Origin of the sequence: Polyangium sorediatum, from assembly GCF_029946465.1 — a bacterium.
In the GTDB taxonomy this organism is placed as follows: Bacteria; Myxococcota_A; Polyangia; order Polyangiales; family Polyangiaceae; genus Polyangium; species Polyangium fumosum.
Genome location: NZ_JARZHI010000049.1, coordinates 25,021 through 48,528, shown reverse-complemented (window position 1 = coordinate 48,528; position 23,508 = coordinate 25,021). Strand labels below are relative to the sequence as shown.

19 protein-coding genes are annotated in these 23,508 nt (G+C 65.9%); 4 read left to right on the top strand and 15 right to left on the bottom strand.

What is annotated here, in order from left to right; translation table 11 throughout:
- Positions 1 to 4 precede the first annotated feature (4 nt).
- From QHF89_RS35835 to QHF89_RS35765, 15 genes are all read right to left on the bottom strand, one after another.
- Positions 5 to 637 carry a BREX protein BrxB domain-containing protein gene (locus tag QHF89_RS35835; RefSeq protein WP_136971444.1) on the bottom strand — a complete coding sequence of 211 codons (633 nt, stop codon included), beginning with the start codon at positions 635 to 637 and terminating at the stop codon, positions 5 to 7.
- Positions 634 to 1,134, bottom strand: a complete 501-nt coding sequence (locus tag QHF89_RS50030) for a hypothetical protein (protein WP_342763980.1) — start codon at positions 1,132 to 1,134, stop codon at positions 634 to 636. Before QHF89_RS50030 ends, QHF89_RS35835 begins: the two co-directional genes overlap by 4 nt.
- 302 nt (positions 1,135 to 1,436) lie before the next feature.
- Positions 1,437 to 2,012: a BREX-6 system BrxE protein gene (gene brxE / locus QHF89_RS35825; protein WP_136971443.1), complete on the bottom strand. Its 576-nt coding sequence runs from the start codon at positions 2,010 to 2,012 to the stop codon at positions 1,437 to 1,439.
- Between the two features lie 456 nt (positions 2,013 to 2,468).
- Positions 2,469 to 3,629 (bottom strand): restriction endonuclease, encoded by a 1,161-nt coding sequence (locus tag QHF89_RS35820; RefSeq protein WP_136971442.1) that lies wholly within the window; start codon positions 3,627 to 3,629, stop codon positions 2,469 to 2,471.
- A gap of 33 nt (positions 3,630 to 3,662) precedes the next feature.
- The gene (locus QHF89_RS35815) at positions 3,663 to 6,035 is read right to left on the bottom strand and encodes a hypothetical protein (RefSeq protein WP_136971441.1); all 2,373 of its coding nucleotides are present in this window, start codon (positions 6,033 to 6,035) and stop codon (positions 3,663 to 3,665) included.
- Positions 6,036 to 6,109: 74 nt separating this feature from the next.
- Complete coding sequence (locus tag QHF89_RS35810; protein WP_136971440.1) at positions 6,110 to 6,592, bottom strand: DUF6884 domain-containing protein; 483 nt, start codon at positions 6,590 to 6,592, stop codon at positions 6,110 to 6,112.
- Positions 6,593 to 6,599: 7 nt separating this feature from the next.
- Positions 6,600 to 7,109: a sigma-70 family RNA polymerase sigma factor gene (locus tag QHF89_RS35805; protein ID WP_136971439.1), complete on the bottom strand. Its 510-nt coding sequence runs from the start codon at positions 7,107 to 7,109 to the stop codon at positions 6,600 to 6,602.
- 5 nt (positions 7,110 to 7,114) lie between these two features.
- Entirely contained in the window at positions 7,115 to 7,897 is a 783-nt protein-coding gene (locus tag QHF89_RS35800) for an AcrVA2 family anti-CRISPR protein (RefSeq protein ID WP_136971438.1), read from the bottom strand.
- A 351-nt stretch (positions 7,898 to 8,248) separates the two neighbouring features.
- A complete protein-coding gene (locus QHF89_RS35795; protein ID WP_284721355.1) occupies positions 8,249 to 9,037 on the bottom strand; it encodes a SprT-like domain-containing protein in 789 nt (262 codons plus the stop codon).
- Positions 9,038 to 9,097: 60 nt separating this feature from the next.
- Entirely contained in the window at positions 9,098 to 9,337 is a 240-nt protein-coding gene (locus QHF89_RS35790) for a hypothetical protein (protein ID WP_136971436.1), read from the bottom strand.
- 219 nt (positions 9,338 to 9,556) lie between these two features.
- Positions 9,557 to 10,021 carry a hypothetical protein gene (locus QHF89_RS35785; protein ID WP_136971435.1) on the bottom strand — a complete coding sequence of 155 codons (465 nt, stop codon included), beginning with the start codon at positions 10,019 to 10,021 and terminating at the stop codon, positions 9,557 to 9,559.
- Between the two features lie 65 nt (positions 10,022 to 10,086).
- Positions 10,087 to 10,377, bottom strand: a complete 291-nt coding sequence (locus QHF89_RS35780; RefSeq protein ID WP_136971434.1) for a hypothetical protein — start codon at positions 10,375 to 10,377, stop codon at positions 10,087 to 10,089.
- A gap of 358 nt (positions 10,378 to 10,735) precedes the next feature.
- On the bottom strand, positions 10,736 to 14,806 hold the full coding sequence (locus tag QHF89_RS35775) for an RHS repeat-associated core domain-containing protein (protein ID WP_136971433.1): 4,071 nt from the start codon (positions 14,804 to 14,806) through the stop codon (positions 10,736 to 10,738).
- A complete protein-coding gene (locus QHF89_RS35770; protein ID WP_136971432.1) occupies positions 14,796 to 16,235 on the bottom strand; it encodes a hypothetical protein in 1,440 nt (479 codons plus the stop codon). Before QHF89_RS35770 ends, QHF89_RS35775 begins: the two co-directional genes overlap by 11 nt.
- A gap of 10 nt (positions 16,236 to 16,245) precedes the next feature.
- On the bottom strand, positions 16,246 to 18,549 hold the full coding sequence (locus tag QHF89_RS35765) for a type VI secretion system Vgr family protein (protein WP_284721354.1): 2,304 nt from the start codon (positions 18,547 to 18,549) through the stop codon (positions 16,246 to 16,248).
- Positions 18,550 to 18,856: 307 nt separating this feature from the next.
- Between QHF89_RS35765 and QHF89_RS35760 the strand changes: the two genes are divergently transcribed.
- The 4 genes from QHF89_RS35760 (at position 18,857) to QHF89_RS35745 (ending at position 23,241) form a co-directional block, all read left to right on the top strand.
- Positions 18,857 to 19,744, top strand: a complete 888-nt coding sequence (locus tag QHF89_RS35760) for an RNA polymerase sigma factor (protein ID WP_284721353.1) — start codon at positions 18,857 to 18,859, stop codon at positions 19,742 to 19,744.
- A gap of 39 nt (positions 19,745 to 19,783) precedes the next feature.
- Positions 19,784 to 21,028, top strand: a complete 1,245-nt coding sequence (locus tag QHF89_RS35755) for a hypothetical protein (protein ID WP_136971429.1) — start codon at positions 19,784 to 19,786, stop codon at positions 21,026 to 21,028.
- Positions 21,029 to 21,030: 2 nt separating this feature from the next.
- Positions 21,031 to 22,227, top strand: a complete 1,197-nt coding sequence (locus QHF89_RS35750; protein WP_284721352.1) for a hypothetical protein — start codon at positions 21,031 to 21,033, stop codon at positions 22,225 to 22,227.
- A 672-nt stretch (positions 22,228 to 22,899) separates the two neighbouring features.
- Positions 22,900 to 23,241 (top strand): hypothetical protein, encoded by a 342-nt coding sequence (locus QHF89_RS35745; RefSeq protein ID WP_136971427.1) that lies wholly within the window; start codon positions 22,900 to 22,902, stop codon positions 23,239 to 23,241.
- Positions 23,242 to 23,508: the final 267 nt, after the last annotated feature.

Here is a 23,508-nt window from a genome sequence, read left to right as displayed (position 1 = left end):
GGGCTCACGGGTAGATACGAGGTCGATAATCGCGATCGGCGGGCAACTCGCCCATGAACGAGAGGGCGGTCGTGTCCTTGCGCTCGCCCGGGTAGAGCAGCACGACGGGCACGTTGCGGGTCTTGCCGTCGATGTGCTTGAGCAGTGCCGACGACCGGAAAAACGGATACAGCGCCCCTGCGCGTCCGATGAGGACGAGGGTGCGATCGAGCCGCTCGGGGTTCTGCTCGGCGAACTCGCCGATGAGCCGCGCGACGTCGGCCGCGATCCCCTCCGGCCCCTCGATGTGCGGCGCGATCTTGTCCCGCAGGTGCGCGAGCGCGCGCTCGGGGTCTTTCTCGTGCAGGCGTCTTTCCCGCGCGATGAGCGCCTGCACATTCGCGTCGCCCGTGGCCCGGATGCGATCGAGGAGGAGCTTTTGCAGGGAGATCGGCAAGACGCCCCAGCCCTCGGCGCGCAGCTCGTCCGTGAGGCGTCGGATGAGCGTCCGCAACTTGAATTCGTCGTGGGGCCGGTAGGGCAGGATCGCGAAGCGGTAATTCCGCATCGTGCTGATCTGCGGCCCGTCCGGAGCCATGAGGTCGCGACGGAGTGCGGCGACCGCTTCGTCGAGAGGACCAAAAAGCGGCTCGGTCACAACGTCACCTCCGCCCACGAGACGAGATCGGGCGCCGCCCACTCGAAATCCGTGAGCTGCGCCATGCGGTGAAAGGTGATTCCGGGCAGGTTCTTGAGCCGCTGATCGAGAAACCCGCCTTCAAGCCCGACGGAAGCAAGGTACGGGTTGTCCGTGAGGGTCCCCTCAAAGCGGATCTCGCGCAAGAAGTACATGAAGTAAGCGAGCGCGAGATCCGGGACCTTGGGCCAAAGCAGGCTACGGGGATCTTTCTTAGCGGAAATCAATCCCGCCTCGGATGCGGCGGAGAGCAGCTTGCTTGCGAACTGCACGCAGGTTGACTCCGACCAACGCCCGGGGAACTCCGCCCGGACCCAGCGAAGGGCGCTGTCGCGATCCACGCGCGGCTCGGAAAGCGAGCGCCGATCGAGAAGAAACCGAGCCGTGAAGCGTCGATACAGTGGATCGGCAACCTGGAGGTGCCAGTGGCAGATCACCTGCCTGGTGGCCAGATCCATCCCGCGCCACCTGCGGAGAACCGTGAGCGCCTGTGGAAAAGCATCGTACCGAGCGATGAAGTCCGCGATTAGATCACGCGTTCGTTCGAGGCTCTTCCCGCCAAACCATCGCTGCTCGAAGGATACGAGCGCCCGCGCGGATCTCGAGACGGAAGGGTCGACATGCTCCCAGTATGCCCGCGACTCCTCCACGGCGAGCGCCAGGCGCAGAAGCCTCGAATGAACCTCGCGCTCGTCCGTGGGTTTGTCGGGCGGCGACGAGGGAGGACGTGTGGGCGGAGGCGAAGCTGCCAGAGCGTCCCTCATCGTTCGGCCTGGAAGTAGGGCAGCGGATACTGCTCTGCGAGGGGAACGAGGGCGGCGGCCAGTCGACGCACCAGGACCTCGGGCTCCTTGGGCATCGGCCCCTTGAGCTGCCTACCTGCGGGCGTCACGGCAAACTTCTCCTCGCCGGCCGGGGCGAGCACGCGCGTGAGCTTGTCACGCGAGAACTCAGCATCCAACGAAAGGGGCAAAGCCAGCACCTTGGCAGGGCTCGGGTTCTCCTCGTCTCGCTTCAATACCGCAAGCCGGTCCCCGAGCTGCTCGTCGATCTCGAACCCAAGAAAAAACAGGGACCGCACGCTATCCGGGTCCGCCAACTTCCCCCGCGCCTTCGCGTCCACGCGCCGCGCCGCCTCCCGGACCGCTTCGAGGGAAGCCCACGCCCGGGTGCGCGGGGTGAGACGCGCGAAGAGGTCCCCGCCGCCCGCTTCGTCAACGAGGTCCGTCTCCCACCAGCCCAGACGTCGGGGCTCGCAGAGGCCCTCGCCGGCCCAGGCGACGGTGAACTGGAGGGCGAGGATCTGGTCGAGGATGGCGTCCGGGACGTGGGGCATCGAGGGGTGGGGGAGGTTACGACGGGAGAAGGCTCGGGATCAAGAGGCCAATATCGTAAGCCGATCCACACGCGCTCTAGAGCATTGCAGGAGCCGTGCCAAGGACAAATGCGATTGTGCCCCCCTTGACAGTCCTTTATTCGTTCTTAAAATGTGACGGCTTTTGGCAACGTTGCGTTCTGTGCAGGGATACTCCCGAGCCTCGGATGCATCGCCGCCAAAAACCAAGGAGCTAGTGCATGCACAAATCGCGCAAGGCTAATTCTCATATTATGAATATCATTCGAAACAAAAATTTCCCTCTCCCTGCAAGACCGACTCATTCGAGCTGGATCCGGCGACCCAACAAATGTACCGACTGCGGACGTACGCCGATTCCTTCGGAAACGAAGTGTTATAATTGCATCTAATGCTTAGGTAGCGGGCCTGGGCGAGCAGAGGGAGCGGCTATCGCCATCAAGTAGAACGGCTCGCCTTGATGGCAAGCTCGCCCACGCGGAACGTGCCCTCGAAGTACGTGTCGAGCTGTGTCTGGAGCTGCTGCCCGTTGATGAGCTCGATGTATTGGTGGTCGCGGTGGAACTCCAGGGCCGCGGGCTGGAATGCAGACGTGGTAATGATGACCCCTCGTGCGGCTCCCTGCGCCCGGAGCGAATCGACCATCTTGCGCACGACATCCGCCCCGACCAGATTGCTCGGGCTGTAGCGTTTGCACTGGACGACCACCTTGACCCTTTGAGGGCCATTCACGCGAACTTCCGTGGTCCACGCTGTGACGTCGACGCCGCCGTCACAGCTCCCCTTATTCTGCTCCTCGACCCCCTCGTAACCCATTTTTTCGAGGAGTTGCTTCACGAGGAGCTCGAACGTCTTGGGTGCCAACGCGAGCACGTTGCGTGGCTTGGAGAGCAGGTGCCCGACCATGATCTGGACCGCGAGCCGCTCCCGCTCATGGTGCAGTGGCTGGAGGCAAACGCGCTCGAACGCGTCGATGTCCCCGAAACGCCCGAGCAGCTCGATTGCGGTGTACTTGATCTCCGAGGTGGAACCGAGACTGACGAGCGCATGGAGCTTCCCGACCACGTCTCTGGGCTCCAGGACCGGCTGGTAGGCAGGCAGAGCGTTCAGCACCTCGGCGACGATGCTGGGATCCGCATCGTCGAGCAGCCTGACCATGCGGCTGCCGAGCGTCGCGGTAGCAAGGAACTTCACGGTGGCTTTGAGGGCATCCATGCGCATGTCGCGCGTCTCGGTGGCGCTGCTGGCAGCAAAGTCGAGCAGGCGCGCGCCGACGTGCGTGGCTTGCGGGAAGTGGGTGCCGAGGAGGCGCATGCAGACACGTCGAACCGGGGGCTCGTGGTTGGGCTCGATGCGACGCTCGAGCTCGTTGCGGATCCGCTCCCGGGCGGGTTCGTCTCGGATACCCTTGAGCGTATCCCGGAGAAGCCCCTCGACGAGCGGCGCATCCTGCGCGATGAAGTTCAGGAGCTCGCGAGCCGCGTCGACGCCCCGCTGGGTGATGGCTCCGCGCAGGAGCTGCTGCTCGAACATGTCCACGCCGGGGCGTTGCAGCTTCAGGACGAGCTCGGAGAGCGTTGCCGTGGACAGGTCTTGCACCCTGAGATGGTTACGATGGGAGGGGAGGTTGGGTCAATCCCGTCGCCGCCGGTCGTCGTCGTCGGTAGCGGAGGCGTTGGTCGCCGACGCCGCCGCGGCAGCAGCGGCGATGCTCGGAGCGAGGCCCTGCCCGGGCGACGTGAAGAGAGGGGAGTAGCGGAACGTGACGTCCGCGACGATGCCGTGCCCTTCCAGACGAATGGCACGCGGGAGGCTGGGGCCGATGTGCGTGGAGGCGTCGTACCGGCTCGTCGTCTCGGCCAGATGGGAGACGATGGGGATCGTCAGGGGCTGCGGGTGCCACCGTAAAGCCCATTCACCCGACCGTAGTTTGGCAGTCTCGTAGTACACGGGCAACAGCAGGCTTGCGCGAGTACCGCTCCGTTTCATGCGTGACGAATGCTGGCGAACTGTGAACTCCGCGAAGATTCCGCCACCAAGGAGCGCAAGCATCGATCCGTCACGCAATCGAATCGATTCTCCGCCGAGCGAACGGCGAAGCGAGAGCCAAGCGAGGGCGAGTTCCCGATCCGCTTCGCGCCAGAAAACCGTTCCGAGGTTCGTCACCTCGTTCTCCCAGGACGGCGAATTGCCGAGCACGGAACCACCGAAGCGCTGGACAATGGCGAACCCATCGAGTGAATGGCCACCACACGCGGCCGAGCACTCCAGAAGATCCAGCCAATGGGCTGGATCGCGTGCCCGGATGGGATCGCTCTCCAGCACGATTTGCTGCACGCCTTTTCGCTCAGTAACCTTGTCTTCATTGGACCATTTGCACCCGAGAACCTGGTCCTCTCGAGACACGATGAGGTCGTCAAGGGGCACGGCGTGTCGAAGCCGTTTGTCGGTATTTTCATCGTTCGCCCACCCGCCCTGTTTCCTGAGTAAAAATCGTCGCGCATTCTCCTTTTGTCGGTTATAGTCGTCTTGGTTGTCAACGCCATGCAACCGCAACATCGCCTCCGGAGGGTCCTCCGCGAGCAGCGCCCCAAGCGGCGTTTTCCAGTCGTCCACGCGCTCGCCTCCACGCAGCCGCGTCGTACGGGACACCATCACCTGGGCCCGGGCATGCAGCATCGCGAGCCGCTCCTCGCCCCTGGGATCAAGCCGCTCCACGACGTGCTCAAGCAGCGGATCGTCGAGCAGATCGTCCTCGGTCCAGGTATCGAGCTCGTTCAGCAGCCGAACCAGCGCCGGAACCGGCACATCAATGCGGTGCACGGTAATGCGAGGATGGCTCTCGACCTCGAGAGACTGCGCCGTTGGATTGAGGATATGAATCACGTCCCCAACTCGCATCGCGGTCGTCTCGACGGGGCGTCGACGAGCCCGCGCGAGCAAACCTTCGAGCGCCGCCTCGTCACCGGGCTCTGCATCGATCTCGAGCCGCGCGTCGAGCGCCGATATCTCCGCCTCGATGCGCTCCCGCTCCGTCGACGTGACCGTGATGCCCAGCTTGTGGGCCCAGCCCAGCCGAACCGCTGCGCTCTGCTTCATGGCGCTCACGCGCTCCTCGACGCAGAGATCGACCATCAAGCGCCGCAAGGCGAGCGGATCCTCCGGCAGCGGCTCGCTCGCGGGTTCGATCCCGCCGAGCGAAGCGAGATCGTGCTCGACCGCCGGTAACCGCGGGAGCTCCCCCCGCTCGGCAAACACCGCCAACGCGTCCGCAGGCTCGAAACGGAGCTCACGACCACGAAAGCTCGTGGCGACCCACCGCTCGAACACGGGTAACGGGTAGGGGGCGAGGACGAGCCCTTGATCCTCCGCGAGCGCCATGACTCGCTCCCGGGCGCGCTCGCACTCCTTCACGCGCTCCTTGCGTACATCGTCACCGAAGTCGTCGAACGTGCGCGGCAACCATCGATACTGCTCCTCGGTCATGACCAGGACGACCGGGAGCAGCTTGCGGTGGGGTTCGAGGATCTGCTTCTCCACAGCAAGGAAGAGGGCGTCGCTCAGATCTCGGTCTCCGGTCCACGCCGTGAGGTCGACGACGAGCTGCGCCGGCCGAGCTGCGCCCGTCTTCATGGCGAGATCCGCGAGCACGAGCAGCTCGTCGCGCTCCTCGGGCGGGACCGCGAGCACCTCGAACAGGAGTACGGCGCGCGCCCGATCTCCGAAGAAGAATCGCACCCCTTCGGGTTGATCGTTGAAGCACCGGCTGAAGCTCGACGTGACGGTATCGAGGGTCCAGCCCTTCCCCTTGCGTGCCTCCTTGCGCTCCGACCAGCGCTCGAGCCACTCAGCCGCGAGCGCGGCCTGCTTGCGCTCTCCCACGAACCCCTTGAGCCGTTCTCCCAGCGTCATCTCTTCGCCTCCTCCGGGCACGCGCTGCGCCGCGGACGGTCGGGTTCTAACCGCCCCGACCCGCGCCCGCTGCGTGGAACGGTTGCAGCGCAACCGAACGTTGCAGCGAGGACCTGCAAGGATCGGCGATGCGGTGCCCGCCTGCAAGTCTGCAAGAGACAGAGGGATCACGAGCAGCGGACGCCCGCAATCTGCTGCTGACGGGGCGTTCGTTCCTTGAGCCACGCCACCCGCGCCCCACACCCCTTCACGCCCCGCAGCGGCTCCTCGGGCCTGGGAAGGTTGTGCCAGTGGGCACCAAAGACCAGCGCATCCGCGTAGACCTGCCCCGCAAGCACGACGAGCAGAGGGGGAACGGCAAACCCACCGATCACCTCGGCGACCGTTCGCACGCCCCATCCTTCGCGGTCCCGCTTGCCGAAAGCCCGGAGGTTCCGGTCGTACGGCTCGAGCCACGCGTCGAGCTCGACGGCGCCGTAAAGCGCGGACACGACGCGCACGGCGTCGCACTTCGCTTCGGCGTACGCAACTGCCGCGCGGAACAGGGCCGACGTGTAGAACTCACGCGCGGGCGCTCCGCGGTCGAGCTTTCGTACCGAGCATCCCACGAGCGCGACCCGTGGGGCTCGGGGCTTTGTTTGCGTGAACATCCGCGCCTTACTCGTCGGGCCAGGCGCATTCGTCTTCTTCGATGGCCCGCCGTAGCCGCTTCCGAGCGGCTCGCACGCGCGCGTACGCCCGCTCCGCTGTCATGCCGAAGTCGCGCGCGATTTCGGCAATCGTTTCGCCATACAGATCGTAACGAAGCACGAACTGCCGCTCCACGTCGCCAAGCGCATCGAGCCCGCGACGCAGGATCTCACGGACCTCCGGATCGGCTGCTGTGGAGAGCCTGTCGAGCCCTGCCTCCCCAACGAGTACCTCTCGGCGGCGCCGTAGGTAATTGACGACGACACCTCGGGCAACCTTGACGAGCCATGCCCTCGCGTCGTCGCGGAGCTCCTCGGCATGGCGCATCGCGATGATAAAAACCTCCTGGTGGAGGTCTTCGAGCGTCTGGCCACCGAAACCAAGCCATTGCAGCTTCGCACGAATCGTGGCGGAGTGCGCGATGTACAACGCCTCGATGCGCCTCCGATGCAGCGCCGAGAGGGGATTTTCGGACATTGCATTCACCCGAGCCGAATCGGCCGCACATGGATCGGAGCATCCACATCCCCGCGCCAGTACGGCTCGACGTAGATCAACCGCCGCAACGAAAACCCAGGGCCATGCGGCTGCATCTTCCAGTGCCCCGCGACGAGCGTCTGCACGCTCAGGTTGCGCTTCCGCCCTTCGAGGTAGTCACGCACCGCCGGTCGGAAGTCCTTCTCGAGCGGCTTGCCTACCCGGAAGATCATCGTTCGCGGCACCTCACCCCCGCGCCGCGCATCGGCCTTCCTCCTCGCGCCCCGCGGGCCCGCCGGAGCCGGCGCACGCACGCGCACGGGATCGCTCATTGCGAGACACGTATTGACGATGAGCCGACCAATAAGCGCCGCCACACGCTCGTCACGCTCGGTCACCGTCATCGGGAAGATCGACATCTCGGTGAGATCGTGCTCGGGCAACGAAGGCGGCAAGAGCTGGGCGGTCGTCACCCCGAACCGCCACAGGCACGCGGGCGATGCGGTCCACGCTGCGTAGGCCCACTTCTCGCTCTTGGGCTCGTGATGGACGAGAATGACCCGCACGGGGGACTGGCCCTGCTCCGTGTCAATCGTGAGCAGACCATTCGGCACCTCGATCAAAAAGACCCGGAATGGAGGGCGCACGCATGCCAGCACTTCCTCGGTCACGGTCGTGGCGAGTAGCGCAGCGGCGTACGTCTCCGGGAGCTGGATCTCCGGATACCCGCATTGGGCCCACCGAGGAAGGCTCATCAGGGCGATCTGGCCGTCGTAGCAGGAGGCCATCGTCTCGATCGTCAAAACGAGATCGAGTTCGCGTTCCTGCGCGGGTCCCCGTGGCACAAAGCGGGTTCGCGAAGGGCATCCATCAGCCCGGCGTCGTCCTCCATGAGCGCTTCGGCGGGGATGCGATCCAGAGCGCGGCGCCACAACAAATCGGCCATCTCGAGCAAAAACTTCTTCGTCGGAAGCTGCAATTCAGCTCTCTCCATTCAATCGTTTGAAACGAACCAAGTCGTCGAGCATGCGCTCGGTGTAATCGGCGCACGACCACAACGAGGCCCGCGAGGAGGGTCCCTCCTGGCAGGACCACGAGCGCCACGATCACCAGCAGGCGCACAATCCTTTTTCGTCGACTCACGCCTCGATACCTGCGACCAACGCAGCAATGGCTGGACTGGCGGATGCCAGTGCCTGCGCATGCTCACGAGCCCACGCGCCGATCAGCGCCCCAGGGGGCCGCCCCGTCGCCTTCGCGAGCACCGCCACGAGTTGCCGGTCGACCTCGCCCAGCCCCTCCAAGAGCGGATCCGACACGGTGGAGATCGGCCCCCCGTCGGCACCGTCCGCACGCGTGCGCGCACTGCGGCGCCGCCCCCCGGGCGCGGGGAGCTGGGCCCCGTAGTACCCCGATGGGCGCACGTTCGACGGCCAGAAATCGGGCCGCGGGAGTCCTCCGCGCCCCTTCGGCGCCACGGGCCCGAGCCCGAGCTTGGCCCCAATCTCGTTCGCCTTCCGGCAGAACTTCGGCCCGTGGCCTTTGTACCCGTTTTCCAGGTCGTCGAGGAACTCCGCCTGCCAGGCATGTACCATTTCGTGAAGGAGTACATCCTGGAGATACAGGAGTCCGTGCCGCTCACACCGCGGAGCAATCCGGATGCGGCTCGGAATCCCGTGGACGTCCTGCGCGACGTAGTCGCCCTCGGCCCGCGGTGAAGCGGGCGTCGTCATCAGGATGAGCGACTGCTTCAGCGCGCCGGCGAAATACGCAGCGTTGTAGGCGTCGAACGCCTCGTAGAGCGCCCGCGGAGCCTCGCGGCCGTCCTGCTGCACGAGCTGCCGGACGGCGTAGGCGGGGGCGCGCGGGTCGATGCTCTTAGGCTCGGTCGGTTGTCCCTTATAAAGGAGACGCGGGCGATCCGGCATGGGCATAACCATAGCCGCGAGGACACAAGTGTCCAAGGGACTCGGTGTCCTTGTGCCCTTTTACTTGTCGAGGACGCCCGCTTGTTTGAGGACTTTTAGGAGGTACGCCGGGCCATTCAGGCCCTCGAGCTTCGCTCGCTCGTCTATCTTGTTCATTACATCCCAAGGCAGGCGGTAATCCAGGATCCGCCGAAAATACTGCTTTAGCGGGATGTCGAGCTCCACCGCCTCGTGCTTGAGCTGAACTTTCATTTCGGGCGGAACGTCGACCTTGAGCTGCCGACGGGTGGATTCGGCCATGATTGCTTCGATGGTACGGGCGATCGGGTCGTTTCCCCTACGGTCAGTGCACGTCCCAAGGGAATAGAAAGCATCGGGGAGGCCATTCCTGGCCGGTAGAATCCGTCCAGGGCGCGCGAGTGGGGATGGCGCGGTGCCCGCCCTGCGCCGATTCACACCGACCATTGTTGCCCGCGGTGGGCGCCGATCGATAAGCTTCAGGCCCTCGATTGGGTGCACTCACGCTGATACCACGTATAGCCGATTAGGTGGCGCGTGTTGCCGAAAATCCGACATCAGTTGGCCGCGTAATCCGTCGAGGCCAACGCGTTCGTGTGATTCAATTTCGCTACACTCCGTCATCGCGATGTAGATCCATTCGGTTGCCCGGTGTCGCCCGATCTCTTCAATCCAATCTACCAGCAGACTCAATCGCTGTTCCCCTGATGCGGACAGTCCCTCCAGCGCACCAGGTGCATAGTCGACCATATCCGTAAGGTAGTCCGCCGACTCTTTCCCACCGCGATCGCCGACAACAAACGCGACATGATTGCCGGTTGGGAGAACCTCCGGCGGAAAGTTGAAGAGTTCGTCCGCCATGATAAATTTTACGCCGATGTTTCTCCTGCTGGCTGCGGCTTCAAGGAATGCGCGCGTTTCATTTGGATGCTGCGTTGCTACGAATCCGTATACATCATTGGACATGGTGCGACTCCAGCACCCGTGATCGTGTCGAAGTGCCGGGCAGGTAGGACCCCGGGGGCTCGCTTTCACCACACTGGTAGATCACGCTCCCTCTCTACCTCGTATGTCGGAACGCCAGATTGGTCGAAAAGTTTTTTCATGAAGTCTTTGGCATTCTCGGCCCCGTTTACCGCGTAGAAGTACGCCCCCCATTCCGATGTCTCACCCACAAGCATGAAACTGCAATGGCTGCGGAGGTAGTCTAGTAGGTCACGGGACTCAGACGAAAAATTCCCCAGACCGAGCGTGATCAGCAATGGCGTCTCCGGCTGTATGGCGGCACGCCTGAGCCGCTGCTGTAATGCGAACTTCTTCACGGCTAGACAGTACGGCGCGAGTTGGTCATTCTCCGCCTGCAATTCCGCGTCGGGCTCGCGGACTGCAAGCCGCGGCACAGCGTCGAAAGCACCCTCGGGCTGTCGAACACCGTGGCGAAAGGCGCCTAATTTTGTGTCGTATACCCAACACGACTGCACAAATGGTAACAAGACTCGGCCTGCAAGTGTATCGGCCCGGAATCCTGTTGCGCCACGGTCCGCTCGACGATATACAAACGTGAACGTGGCATTTGTTGCCGTTACGTTGTCGACCCAAAGCGAAGAGTTTGCGCTGGTGGGCGCCTGGTGGCGCGCGACGTAGACCCCGTGCAATTCGCTTTTCATTGTGCCACCTCTTTCATGTACACTTGCCCATTTTCTTCTTTTGAGAGACGAAGACCCGCTCGTCCCCCGCCGCATTTCGTGCGTGAACGTGTGGATAATTATGGTGCACGGGTGTTGGATCGTCGGGGTGACCATCCGGATGCAGTTCCCAGTACTGTTCTCTCAAACCGGTAGGCCCAATCTTGGCCCGTCCGAGACTCAGGGGAGACTTTCCCTCGGCGACCCTGTTGCTTGATCGGATATTGAGGGCCTGGAAATTTTCTCCGCGGCTGGATTGGTTTAGGTTTTGGACAGGGATCTCAACTCCGCCCCTCGATACCCTGGGAACTTGCGCAAATTCTGCGGCGCGTGACTTGGCCTCGTGGACGGTGCGAACCCAGACGATCTCGCCTGCAAGCCCGAGCGGGTCGATCCACGCGAGCGGATCCTCGACATACGCATACGCCTCAATCCCACCCGCGAGCCCAATCGGATCCTTACTGATATACCTCCCCGTCTCCGGGTCGTAATACCTGAACCGATTGTAACAGAGCCCCGTCTCGGCATCCTCATACTGCCCCGGAAACCTCCACGGGACCGCCGTCTTCTCCACCTCGACCGCGACCCGCCCGAACACGTTCACGGCTCCCTGCCAGGCGACGCCTCCCCACTCATCGAACACCGCGCACGGCGCGCCCACCTGATCCGCGACGATCGCCCACCGCCGCATCCCCTGCACCTTCACGGTTGGCGTGAACGTCCCCGGCTCGAAGATCCACGTCGTCGGCCCCTCCCGCAGCGAGAGTTCGTGCAGCGGCACATCGCCGTCCCAAATCCACACCCGCTCGTCCGCGGGCGACGCTTTCCGCACGCGCCTCCCGAGCGCGTCGTACGCGAATCGCACGACGGTCCCGTCGACCTTCGTCACCGCGACGAGCCGGCCAGCTTCGTTCCACGTGTACTTCTCGCGCCGCCCGCCCGGGAGCACCTTCGCCGTTCGATTCCCATCGCGATCGTGCTCGAACCGCACCCCCTCGGATTCGAGCAGAACGCTGCCCTTGCCGTACTGCTGCGGCTCGCCCTCCACCGCCTTTTGGAGGTTCCCCGTCGCCCCTGGCCTTCGCCACCGCACGCCGACGCCCGGCTCCTCCGCGGCCGTGAGCCTCGCGCGCAAGTCATGCGTGTACCGCGCCGTCCCCCGCGCCGAATCGTTGCGCTCTTTCAGCAGATCGCCTGGCGCCCACAGATACCGAATTCGCCGCACTTCCCGCAGATCATCCAGGAATGCCGTCTCCGCGACGCGCCCCATTCGATCACGCCGCGTCCGCACCGCAATCCCGCCTGGCAACCGCCGCTCCGCTTCGAGCCCGGCTCCGTCGCGCACGATCTCCGCACGCCAGCGATCGATGCCCGTCCCGAGCGAGATCCCCGCGAGCTCCCCCGCGGCGTCGCGCAAGAACGCCCCGTCGAACCCTAGCGACGACGAGACCTCCGCGAGCTGCCCGCGCCCGTCGTACCGCCGCTCGACGGTGTGCGCGCCCTGCACCTCGCGCACGACGCGGCCCATCGCGTCGCGCTCGAAGGACACGCGCATCGTGTCGTTCGCGGCCTCGACGAGCATGCCATCTGCGCGATAGGCGAACCGCTCCGCCGTGCCGTCGGCGTAGCGCACGCACGTCACCCGGCCAAGCGCGTCGCGGTCGTAGGTCACGAGCTTGCCGCTCTCCCTGCGCGCCTTCACGACCTGCCCCGCCGCGTCCAGCGTGTACCGGGTCGTTCGTCCCTCGAAGCCACGCTCGGCGACGACACGGCCGCACGGATCGCGGACGAACGCGTGCTCCTCTCCGGCTTCGTTCTCGATCGCCATCATGCGGCCTTCGGTATCGTACCGCATCCGGACGGCCGCCCCATCATCTTCGCGGAGCGCGCGCCAGTGAAACCCCGCGTAGGCAAACTTCACGCGGCGCGCGTGATCCGACACCTCCAGGACGTTGCCCTCCGCGTCGTGGCGGATGCGCGCATGGTTCCCGTCCGGCGACTCGACCTCGACCACGCGTCCGAGCGCGTCCCGACGAACCCTCGTGACCTCGCCCCGCGCATCCCGATGCTCCACGACGCGCCCGAGCTCGTCGTGTACGAGCCGCTCGTCGCCGCCGTTTGGATACCGGATCCCTGCAATGCTCTTCGCTTCGTCGTAGGAGAGCGCAACCTTGCCGCCCATGGGATCGGTAACCTCGCGCAGAAGGCCGCGCGACCATCGATAACGCGTCTGCTCCCCAAGCGGATTGATGGCTGCGCGCATTCGCCCCGCGCCGTCGTATCGATAGCGCCACACACCACCGACCTCGTCCACGACGCGCACCGGGCGATCCCGCTCGTACGACAGCTCCACGCGCGTCCCGTCCGGCCGCACGATGGCCACGACGTTCCCGCGCGCATCGTATTCGCGCTTTTCCTCGCGCCCGAGCGGATCCGTGATGGACGCCTCCTGCCCGCTCTCCGGATCGTAGCCATACTGCGCCACGTTCATCATCGGATTCGTGACGGCGACGACGTTTCCAAGTTCGTCGCGCTGATACATCGTGGCGAAGCCGAGGCTATCCACGACGATCGTCCTCCGGTTCTTCTCGTCGTAGTGGATCACATGATCGTGGATGCCGCCGTCGCCCCAAGTGCGGACGCACTTCGCGAAGTGCCCATTCCCATCGTATTGGAAGTAGAACGAAAGGCCCGCGCGGTCGGTTTCCTTGACGAGCAGGTGCCCCTTGTACGCGTAGGCGTGCGCGTTCCCGAGTGCGTCGACCGCCCTAGCAAGATTGCTCTCCGCGTCAAATTCGTACTTCACGTGCCGGATCAATCCCTCGCGCGGATGCGGCACCTTGATCTCCCGCAGCCTGTCCGCCCCGTCGTATCCGAAGCGCAGCGTTCGCCCGCCGCTATCGATAACCCGCGAGAGGCGACCCTTCCGGTCGTACAGACACTCGATGGCATGCCCGTCCTTCGTGGCGATCCGCGCGAGCCTTGCACGGCCCGAATCGTCTCCATCCGCTGGAGCGAATTCGTGCACGAGCCCGTCGATCCCCTCGATCTCCCATCGGTGCTCGCCGCATGCCTTCAAGGTGAGGCGGTTCGTTGGCTCATACACGCGGTCCCCCGTGCGGATAAGTCGATCGGGCAGGTGGCCGAGCAAAAACTCGATCTCCCGCCCGTCCTCGGCTCGATAGACCGCCTTGCCACGCTCACACCATACCGATTGATCCAGGCTATGCGACCAGCCATACCCGAGCGGCCCCTTACGCCACGAGAGGGACGACGAGTAGACCCGCTCGAAGACGAGGGGGATGGGTCCAGGGAGCGCGAGATCCACGCAATCAGTGAACACGCGGCCCGTGGCCACCTCCACGGGGTGCCCCGTGGCGAAGCAGATCTCGCGCTTGATGCGGTCGCGGAAGCGTAGCGGCGCCGCGTGATCGACGGCCTTGCGGAGCCCTTGGCTGAGCTGCCCCCACGCCGCGCTGCGCTTCTGCATCTGCCGAAACGAACGGAAGAGCTTGCCCCCCGCGCGCACGGCTCTCCCGAGCGCACGCATACCGGCGCGCACGCCCGCCGCGAATGCGATGCCTTTCGCGTCCGGGACCATCGGCCGATTGATGAGCACGGGCGCGCCCTTCGGCACCGCGAGCACCGCGCTCGTTGGCATACGCACTGGCTCGCTGCACGAGAGCGCCACGTCCCCGAGCCGAACGCCGAGGCTCCCGCCGAGCGTGATGCCGAGCGAGCCAAAAATGAGCTCCGCGTTGTTCCCGGGGCTCGGCGGCGGGACGAACGTCACCCCGGGCGCGGGGAGGTGCGGCAGCGTGAGGAAGTTCGTCGCATTCGTACCGGTATTCGTGGCGGGCATGCCATTGATCAGGACGAGCCCCGGGCCGCCTCCCGCCGCCATGCCCACGGCGGCGCAGACCGCGAGGCCGACGGGATCGAAGACGAGCCCCACGAATGGCATCGGCACGGGCGTCGGGATGGGCACGGGTGAGGGAGGCGCCGGGATGCCCACGACGTGCAGATCGAGGCCGATCACGGGATCGAACATCGTGCTAGCAAGCATGGGCCATCACCTCCGGCGTGTCCTTTTCGCTCTCACCCATCGTTTCCATCTCGACGGCGAGCCTCTCCAGGCACTCTGCCGTCTCGGGTCGGTCATGGTTCCGGAAGAGCGCGGCGAGTGCCCGCGCCGCTTCCGGCGCACTCGAAAGGCACCACTCTTCCGGCTCACCGTCGCTCGCGATTTCGATCGCCCTCCAGAATGCTTGCCCCGCATGTGGAAAGTCGCCCTGCGCTGCCACGAGCTGCCCGCACATGCGATATGCCTCGACCGCGAGCATTCGCGCGCCCGAGGCTGCCGCGAGCTGGCCGGCTTCGGCGTACGCCAGGGCGGCCTCCTCGGTCTTCTTCGCCGCGAAGAGCCCCGCGGCGAGCGCGATCTGCGCCTGCGCCGCGAGCTCCGGTGCCTTCTGCGCTTCCGCGTCGACGCGCGCCTCGCGGAAGATCGCCGCCGCGGTGTCCGGCGCATGTCCCTGCATTGCATACCCGCCCATGACGAGCGACATCAGGACCGAGAGCTTCCCGAGCCCCATGCCGCGACACGCCGCGCGCGCCTCCCGCATCTTCGTCACCGCGGCGCCCGCGTCCCCGCCCATCATCGCCGCGCCCGCGCCGAGGACGAGGCGACGTACCTCCTGCATGGGGCCAATGAGCAAGCTGGCGGATGGTACATTGTATTGCTCGGCGAAACTCTGCGCCTGCTCCTTCGTGAGTGGCACGGGCTTGTCGATGCGAGGTGGCGGGCGCTCGTCCGGGCCCGCGCAGCCGGCGAGCTGCATGCCCGCCGCCCCCTCGGGCGCTGACGCAGCGTTCGAGAGCGTCCTCCCGAGCTCCGCGCGCACGGCCTCGCGGGAAACGCGCGCGTCCACGACGAGCGCAAGCTCGCCGAGCTCCGCCGCGAGCGGCCTGCACACGGGCTCCTCGATGTCGACGATCACCCAGCGAACCCGTGCGAGCTCGGGGCGTTCGACGAGCGCCGTCACATCGTCGAGCCATCGCTTGCCGTCGCGCACCCAGAGCGGCGAGAGCACGACGACGAGCCCTGCGAGCGGAGCGTGCAAACACTCGATTGCGGCGGCGAGCTCGAGCCCGAAGGCCCCGAGCGCCGAAGGCGCGCCTTTCGCGCTCGGCATGGCGTCCACGACGACACCCTCGTTTGCAGCGATGAGCCGCGCACGCAGGTCGTCCATGTCGTCGCGCAGCTCCTCGGCACGAATCGCCCACCCGTCGTCGTCGACCTCGACGGGCGCCTCCAGGACGAAGAAAGGCCGGTCGTTTTCGCCGTGATGCTCCATCGCGGCGGTATGTTCCAGCACCGCGAGCCGCAGCGGTTCGTTGGTGACGACGTGCACGAGCCGCATTTCGGACTCGGCGACGAACGTCTGCATGGCCTCCGCCACGCGCACGAGCGGATCGGTGATTGCGTCCATCATGGCAGCCCCCTCAATTCAACGCGACGACGCTGCCCGCCACGTTCACCGCGCCGCCCCCGATGTTCACTTTGCCGCCCGACGCGGAGACGCCGCCGCCGTCAGCCTTCACCGCGCCCCCCGGACCCGCGAGGGAGGCCAACGCCTCGCCCGCCACGGTGGCGGCGGGCGCCGCGAGCGTCGCTTCGCCCGGGCTCGAAACGAGCGCGTTACCGTCGAGGAGCAGCTCGCTCCCCCCCGTCGACGTCACCCGTGCGTTGCCGTCGAGGAGCAGCTCGCTCCCCGCTGCCGACTTCACGAAGGCATTGCCATCGAGCAGGACCTCTGCGCCGCCCGTCGCCTTCGCGTGCGCGTTCGCGTCGAGCAGCACGCGCGAGCCTGCCGCCGATTGCACGAGCGCGTTCGGATCGAGCACGATCGTCGCCCCGCCGCCGGCCGTAATCGTGATCTTGCCGGGCTCGACCGTGATCGAGCTCCCGCCGCATTCAAGCTTGATCGCGTTCGGCGCCTGGACACGGACCGTGTCCGACGCGTCGAGTTCGTACTTCCCGCGCACCGTCACCGCGCCTCCACGCACGGCTCCCGGCTTGGGCTCGTCCCCGTCGATGATGACGCGTTGGTTGCCCCGCACGTGCACGTGTCGGCTGCCATCGACGGTGAGGCCCTGGTTTCCGCGCACGTGCTCCGCGTCGTCCCCGTCCACCGTTTGCATCCGCTTCCCATGCACAACGGCGGAGCGGTCGTGCTCGACCACCTCGTTGTAATCGCGCTGCGCGTGGAGGTAGAGCTCCTCCGCGCCCGTGGCGTCGTCGAAGCGGATCTCGTTATGTCCGTCTCCGCCGAACGACTTCGTGCGGATCCCGCTCCGCGTTTTCTGCTGCGGAAGCGCGTAGGGTGGTACGTTCGCGGCGTGGTACAGGCTCCCGATGACGAAGGGCCGATCGGGGTCGCCCTCCAGGAACGCCACGACGACCTCGTGCCCCACGCGCGGCAAGAACTGCGCGCCCCAACCCGCGCCGGCTGAGGCTTGCATCACGCGAAGCCAGCACGAGCTGCGCTCGTCGTTCTTTCCCTGGCGATCCCAATGAAATTGCACCTTGACGCGCCCGTAGGCGTCCGTGTGCAGCTCCTCCTTGCCGGGCCCCACGACAACCGCTGTCTGCGGGCCCGAAATCACGGGCCGGGGTGTCGTGCGAGTCGGACGAACCCTCACGTCCGCGCCCACGACCTCGAAGCGATTTTCGTAGGATGATACCCCATCGGCAAGGATGGCATCCGGGATCGGCGCGGTGCCCTGATGCTCGACCCGCATGACCAGATAAGCCCCATTCATGCGATCGTCGGGGTGGTCCATGAGCAGGAGCGTCTTCCCCGGAACGACCCGGCACGAATCGCTCTCCCCGGCCCCGCTCCGCGCCCGGGTCCGCAGCTCCTCGAGCTGCATGGCCGCGAGCTCTGCGCCGCGCTCCGGCGTCTCGTAGCGCCCCGGATACTCGTATACCTCCAGCTCCGCTTCTTCGTCGGCCTTCTTGGCGGTTTCGAGCGATAGCGCTGGCTTCCTGAACTCGTAATCCCGCAGCGTGACCTTGCCGGAACGTACCCGCTCTGCCCACGCGAACCTGGAGACGTGCTCCCCATGCGCCATGGCACCGAGCGGTGCACGGAAGGCGAGAGTTCCGCCGGAGATCGGCGCATGCGCTGTGGGCCCGTCAGCCATCACGAGGACGCTGTCATCGTCAAAGAAGTAATGGATCCCCTCCTCTTCGAGGAGCCGGGAGACGAAGGCCCAATCGGTCTCTCGATACTGGACACAATAATCCCGCCGCATTCGATCCTTCCCGAGTGCGAAGCGGAAGCTACCCCTGCGAACTCCAGCGGATTCGAGCACGGCAGCAACGATCTCGGGTGCCGACCGCTCCTGAAAGATGCGGTTGTCCCTGCGATGAAGAAGTCGCGTGACCTCTGGGACGAGCACGGCCCGGTACGCGGTGCCCGTCTTTCCGTCGTCGAGCTGCACGAACTCGGCGATCATGCCGCGAACCGTCCGCGTGCTCTCGCCCGTATCGAACGTGAGAGTAGCCGTTCGGCCTGCATGATCCGCCATAGCTGCGTGAACCGTCTGCGCGATGGCCACCGGATTGATCGGCAGGGATCCGACGCCCAGCTTGTCGAGCAACCCACCGACGATTCCCTGCAGCGGAAAGCTGCGAACAACGTTAATTTCAAATCGGAAAAGCTCCGACAGACCTTCTGAGCCGGTGAGCCGAACGCCACGCAATAGCTCACCAGCCCCCTCGATCGAAAGGAGGATATTCATTGCCCTGACCCCTACGTACAGGTTCTCCGGAGATACGGAGAGCCTGGATAGGCGGCAGGTTGTCCGACCGACATGCTGACCGTCAAGAATAGAAGTGCGAAGCATGCTTCGCGTAGGACATTGTGCGTCCCACGGCCTTAGATGCGCAAGAATTGGACCGTGGCATGGATTACCACGTGTCGGGTTTCTGGCGTCGACAGTGCAGCGGAACGAATCCTACTTTACGAAGGTATCTTACATTAGGTTCGACGGAGCGAGCCGCGCAGATTTTCGGTTACCGTTCTCCTGCTGCGGGCAAGAAGCGAGTGTGGGGAAGAAACTGAACCAACCCGATCCTCTCGCCGAGCTCCTCGCCCTTCGTCCGGATCTCGTCCAACGCTTCGCGCGTCTCCGCTGCGGGCGCGCCGACGCCGAGGATCTGGCGCAAAGCACGTTGATCCGCGGCGTCCGCAGCCTCCACACCTACCGGTCCGAGGGCGAGCTCCGGCGCTGGGCGATGGGCGTCGCGAACAACGTGTATCGGCGTCATCGGCGGACGGTGCGTCGTCGAAGCAAGTTGATCGTGACGGAGCCAGAGGCCGCAGTGGAAGCGTTTGCCCCCGGCCCCGCGCCCGACGTGAGCGCGCAGCTCGGCGAGGCGCGGCAACGCCTCTACGCCGCGGTCGACGCGATGCCCGACGTCTTGTTCGAGGTGTTCTTCCTCGTCTACCTCGAAGAGTACACGCTCGAGGAAGCGCGCAAGGAACTCAGGATCTCGAAGAACGCGGTGAAGATGCGCGCGCTCCGCGTGCGCCGATACCTTCGCAGAGAGATGCGCGACTTCCGCGACGCGTACTACAGCGTCGTGCCCCCGATGCCGCCGAGCGGGCCGCTTACCCTTGTCGTGCAGAGGTGCGCGCCCATGCTTGGTCACGTGGCGAGCGTGATCATGGCGGCCCTGCTCCTGCTGCCGTCTCCGCGCGATGAAGCGCCCAAGGCCGCGTACTTCGGCGTCGCGCGTGAAGCCCACGCGAGCGCAGCGAAGCTCTCGGCCGCGAGCGAGGCCGCCCTCGACGAACCCACGATCGAGCCTCCGGAAGCCACGCTCGCGAACGAACCAACCCCCGAGCCTCAGCCGCGGTCAAACCCACCGCCGGAGCAGCACGTCGAGGCGGACGTGGACATCCCGGAAGGGCTTCTCGTCGACATGCCGTAGCTGCTTCTCGCCCGACGCGGGATGCCGTATCCGTAAGGCGTGCGCGCGCGTCTCGCCCTGATCATGCTCGTCGTCTGCTCTGCGTCGCCCGCGCGGGCCCAGGACTCGCACACGCTCTCTCCCGAGGCGATCGACGAAGCCGCGCAGGAGAGCGAGTTCGCCGCGCTCGTCGCGAAGGGGGATCGCGAGCGGGCGGCGGGACGTTTGTCCGAGGCCGCGACGTCCTACGCTGCGGCGATGAGGGTGCGGCGCGATCCGGTCGTCGGGGGGCGGCTGGGCATGCTGATGGTTCGCGATAGGCCGGCGCAGGCAGCTGAGCTCCTGCACGACGCGTTGAAGCGCGCGAACACGACGGGCGTAGAGCGGCAGGCGTTCTTCAACGCGTACGAGGCCGTGCGCGCACGGGGCGCTTGGGTGGACGTCGTGATCTCCCATGCCGGCGCCCGGGTCACGCTGGACGGGGATCCGAGGAACAGGGCGGGGCTGTCTGCGTTCTCGATGTTCGTGCTCACGGGAGAGCACGAACTGCGCGCGGGTCTGGATGGGTACATCGACGACGCGCGGATGTTCCGCGTCGTCCCGCGGAAGGACCTCCGGATCGAGCTGACGTTGAAGCCGCGTCCGCTGTTCGATGACGAGCGCGAGTTGCAGCTCCTGACGCGCGAGAAGGGTGCGCCGTCGGTAGAGACGTTGAGCGATCTCGGGCATGCGTCCGCGTCCGACACGCCGACGTTCACGAAGCAGGAGGACCCGTTCGGGTACGAGGACCCGAAGCCGGCGGAGAGGCCCGCGGAGAAGCGCTGGTCGGTTGGAGGTGGGCCGGTCGTCGTGCTCGGGGTGGCGTCGTGGATGCCGGCCGTGGGCGTCGTGGCGGGAGGAAGCTTCCGGCCAAACGAGTACGTGTCGCTCGGGCTCGAGGGGCGCGCGGCGTGGCTGACGACGGGGGTAGGCGGAGAGCCGATCAGCGCGATGACGGCGGGCGGGATCGCGAGCGTGTGCGGGTACTACCGCTGGGCCTTCGGGTGCGCGATCGGGCATCTCGGCATAATCACGATCGAACCTTCCAGCGATGCGTTTACGAATCGGGCAACCACGTTCTTCAAGCCTGGCATCGGCGCTCGCCTCGGTGCGAGGTTTGTCCTCGGCCACTCCTTTGCTGTACTAGGCGGGGTGGAGGTGGTAGGTTTGTCCAGTGGCGTCCGGGTCGGGGTGGGCGAGAGGATCATCGCGGAGACTCCGCCGCTGCTGACAGGCTCGTCGATCATGGGATCGTGGGAGTTCTGAGCATGCGAACTGCACGTCAACTCGTCGTGGCTCTCGTCGTGGTTGCATCGTCTAGCGGATGCGGCGTGCCGCCCGAATCCACGTGGCTCGACTGCGATCCGAACGCGCGCGTCCCCAGCGAAGAGTGCCTCGCCCAAGCCGATGCAGGTGCGGACGCGAGCAGCGCGAACGACGCGAACGATGAACCGCCGGAGCCCAAGCCCCAAGCCGCCACGTGCCCCGGCCGCTGCGTCCCCGAGCCGAGCAGCGAGTCGGCCGGCGACTGGCCGCGCACGCCGATGCTCCTCTGGCTCGGCCCCCGCGAGCTCGCGCCCGCGAGTTGCGACGAGGCGCGCAAGCTGAGCGGCTACGGCGATGATGTGGAGTTCTTCGAGAAGTACCGACGCTTCGCGTACCTCGAAGCGCCGCCCGCGGCTTGTGAGTGCACGTGCCCGGCCTCCGAAGGTTCGTGCACCAAGCTTCCTGGGACGATCGAAGTCCGCGCCGGCACCTGCGCCGAGAACGGAGCGCCTGCGCTCCCTTTCGGCGGACCCGTCGGCTGGGACGGCTCGTGCACGAGCGCGAACGCCCTGCCGGCGGGGGCTGATTGTGGCGGCGAGCCTTGCGCGCAGTCCGTCTACGCCTCGCCTCTCCCAGGCCCGACTAGCGAGGCGTGCCCGTCGATCACAAAGCCGGCCACGTTCACCAAGACGACCGAGTGGCTCTGGACGGGCCTCGCCTGCGAGGCGAAGGAGCGCGAGGGCACGTGCGATCCGACCACGTGGCGATGCATGTACGATCTGCCGTACCCGTGGCTCCAGTGCGTCGCGCTCAGGGGAAAACACGACAAGTGCCCTGGCAACTACGACCGGTACGAGCCCATCCACCTCTACGGGGAGCTGCCGGTGGACACGCGTGGCTGCACGGCGTGCGAGTGCGGCGGTAACCCGGTCGGGAGCGCGTGTCTCGCCTCGCTGCGGCTCTACGACGATGCGGCGTATTCGTCTCAGTTCTCCGAGGCCCCCATCTCCTCGGCCGTCGAGCAGTGCACGAACGTCTCCCTGCCGGGCCGCGCGCTCGGGGGCAAGGCGATCACGGACCTCGCGTACGTTCCTGGCCTTTGCCTCGCGACGGGCGGCGAGCCCACGGGCGCGGCCTCGGAAGACCCGACCGACGCCGTGACGTTCTGCTGCCTCGCGCCGTTCGAGTTCGCCGAGTAAAAAATCCGGTTACCGTTTGCCGCGTCCGGGCAAGAGCGTAGGTGAGGGGGCGATGTGACACGTCGCTCTCGGCGGCCTCGCGTGGTTGACCCCTACGGCGAGCCCGCGGCGTGCGGCGCAGCGCGTCGCCCCCTCCTGCCCGAGCCGAACGCGGTCCTCCTGGCCTCGTAAACGAAAAGGCGCCGCGTTCGGCGTCGGGCGGATTCTCTGCAAAACGGCCCGCAGAAGGGGGCGATGGGTGGATGGTTCTCTGGGCGAGCTGCCCCATCGCCCTCTTCTGGGGGCCGTTTGTCGCCGATCCGAGGCGGCTGCGCCGCGCGGCGTTTCCCCGTACGCGCACGCTCTACGCGACGCAGCCGCCTCGGGTCGGTGACTTCCTGGAGGTAAACGATGAGCGCCGCACCGCACTTGGACGACGACGACGCCGCGACCACCGTCATGGACCGATCGGCCTTGCCCCCCGCGAGCGGTACACGCGTGTCCGTCGCGCATTCCGAGCCACCTCGGGACACTGTCGTGGATCCGCTGTCGCCGTGGCGTCGGGCCGGAGCCGCGCTGGGGGCTGCATTCCGCATCTTTGCCCAGCGATTCCGGAGAAGTCGCCTCTCGGATCGCCTACCTCCGCTTCCTCCCCAGCGATCCACGCGAGCGACGTACGTCTCGGTAGGCGTCGTGCCCCATGACGAGCGCGGTGAGCAGGTGCTCCTCGACATCATGCGCGCGGCGCGGCCGTACCAGGATGCCGCGGTCTACGTGGCGAACTACGCGATCGCTCTCCGGAAGCTCGGGGACGACGCGCATGCCGAGGGCATCGTCCATTTCGCCCTGTCGCGAATGCGGCCGGATAACGACGGGTGCGTCTCCATCGCACGTTTACGTGATCGGCTCTCTGACCTGTCGTACTCGGGGACGCTCGCGCCAGCGCTGACGCGGCTTTCGGCGGCTGGGATCGTCACGCTCATGGCCACCGAGGACGGAGCCGCGCCGCGCGTCCGACTGCGTATCCCGCTGTGACCTGAAGCGCGAGAAGCGGAAGCATGCGTGGTCTTGGCACACCTACTGGATTACCGCATTTAATCATGACGACCCGCGCTGAAAAGGCTGCTTTGGTCGTACTCTTGCGACGCATCGGAGCTGCCATGCGCGGCATGGCTGACGACTTCGACGCCATTGCATCCTTACTGGCCGGTCAAGCATCTCCTCCGGCGCGCGTTACCCCGAGACCAGCGAAGCCGCAAGCTCGCTATGTGGATGCACCCGATCTCACGGATGACGATCATC